Consider the following 1,162-nt stretch of genomic DNA (forward strand, 5'->3'; position numbering starts at 1 on the left):
GTTCTTAGTTCTTAGTTCTTAGTTCTTAGTTCTTAGTTCTTAGTTCTTAGTTCTTAGTTCTTAGTTCTTAGTTCTTAGTTCTTAGTTCTTACTTCTTACTTCTTACTTCTTACTTCTTACTTCTTACTTCTTACTTCTTACTTCTTACTTCTTGCTCTAGCTGAACTGCACTTCTTGGAAGGCACATCTCTGCATGCAGTGGGATTGACGGTAACATTTACGAGTTGGTGATGTGGAAAACCTCAAGATCCCTTTGCCTCCACTAGAAGAGCAACAGCGTATTGTTGCCAAAGTGGATGAACTCATGGCCCTCTGCGACCATCTTCAATACCGCCTGCAAACCAGCCAGCAGACCCAGCTTGCCCTGAGCGATGCGCTGGTGGAAGATGCCCTGGTCTGATAAGCCCCCTGCTGACCTTCGTCCGATGATAAGAGGTATTGATGATGAAACCCGGTCGTAACGATCCTTGTCCCTGTGGCAGTGGTAATAAATTTAAACGTTGTTGTATGAGCCGCGAGGGCAAGCTGCATGCCGACGTGCAGGATGAGGTCGCCGCCATATTGGCCATGAACCCCAATTTGAGCCTGGATGAACTCAATGTGGCGTTACAGCACAAAATGGCGGAGCGTAATAATCAACCGCATCCCGATTTTTGTGGGGTGACGCCCACCCAAATGGCCAATTGGCTGTATGCCCCGTTCGATCAATTACAGTGGCTCACCATCAGCACCCCAGACGATCTTGCTGCCAGCCCGGTGATGCGCTATCTGGGCCTGATGCTTGATGAGGCCATGGCGCAATCCGGGTCATTCAACGCCACCAGCAAAGGCAACTTGCCGATGAAATTGGTCAAACAGGCCTGTGCACTATTGCCGGAGTTTGCCGTGGCACAATGCAAACCTGACTTCACTCTCTGTGAGTTTACCGGCAATAACGAAGACAAATTCAATGCCCTGCACTACACCAGAGTGTTAGCCGAACTCAGCGGCATTATTTATCGCCGCAGCGGTCGCTATCATGTTAAAAAAGCCGCGCAACAACAGTATCAGGCGGCCGGGATACAGGCCTTTTTTAAGGCTATGTCCCAATTACGTGTTGCATGGGGTGCCCCAGCGCCTCATGCAAACATGCTTTGATATTCACGCCCCTCCCGTAACGCTC

2 pseudogenes are annotated in these 1,162 nt (G+C 49.4%); both read left to right on the forward strand.

The window, feature by feature from the left end:
• Positions 1-229: 229 nt before the first annotated feature.
• Positions 230-400, forward strand: a pseudogene (locus tag ACW5W8_RS23700) (restriction endonuclease subunit S); the annotation flags it as partial.
• Positions 401-444: 44 nt separating this feature from the next.
• Positions 445-510 (forward strand): annotated as a pseudogene (locus ACW5W8_RS23705) (SEC-C metal-binding domain-containing protein); the annotation flags it as partial.
• Positions 511-1,162 lie beyond the last annotated feature (652 nt).

This window comes from Aeromonas aquatilis, assembly GCF_054052405.1.